Origin of the sequence: Paraburkholderia sp. EG287B, from assembly GCF_040965595.1 — a bacterium.
In the GTDB taxonomy this organism is placed as follows: domain Bacteria; phylum Pseudomonadota; class Gammaproteobacteria; order Burkholderiales; family Burkholderiaceae; genus Paraburkholderia.
Genome location: NZ_JBFRCG010000086.1, coordinates 1 through 518 on the forward strand (window position 1 = coordinate 1; position 518 = coordinate 518).

The following is a 518-nucleotide window of genomic DNA, read 5'->3' on the forward strand; positions in this document are numbered from 1 at the left end:
ATGGCGGCGATCTGGCGCGTCAGTGCAGCATACAGCGCGGCGGCGGCGGGCCTGTCGCCATGCAGGTAGAGGCGGATGCGCGACAGGTCGGTATGCTCGCGCTGGTCGCCGAACCAGAGGCCGAACGCCAGGCGGATGACCGTGCGCCCATCGGCGCGTACTGCCACCCCTGCATCCTCGATCGAGAGCGGCAGCAGCCCGACTGCCTGCGTCGTGCGGAACGGACACTGCACCCGATCCGGACCGACCGGTGCCGAGCGCACCACGGCCCCGGCGGGAATCTGCGCCACCTTCGCCCCCCCTGTTCAGTGGCGTACATTCGATGATCGACAGAGACGGGATCGCGCGCGCCATGTGCTCGTAAATGTTGTCGAGCATCTCGCCGGTGAGTTCCTGCATGCCGTCGTCGAGTTTCATGCGCAATTGCGCCATCACGAATGCGAAGGCTTCGTTGACCGCACGGACCTGGTCGTTCTCCTGGCCGTACTGCATGCCCAGGCGCCGCGCGGCCTCGGGCT

The 518-nt window shown here is 67.4% G+C and carries 1 protein-coding gene and 1 pseudogene; both read right to left on the reverse strand.

The window, feature by feature from the left end:
• Positions 1-290 (reverse strand): type VI secretion system baseplate subunit TssF (locus tag AB4Y40_RS42810; protein ID WP_368692990.1); only part of this gene is annotated, 290 nt, incomplete at its 3' end.
• A 73-nt stretch (positions 291-363) separates the two neighbouring features.
• Positions 364-492 (reverse strand): annotated as a pseudogene (locus tag AB4Y40_RS42815) (hypothetical protein); the annotation flags it as partial.
• Positions 493-518 lie beyond the last annotated feature (26 nt).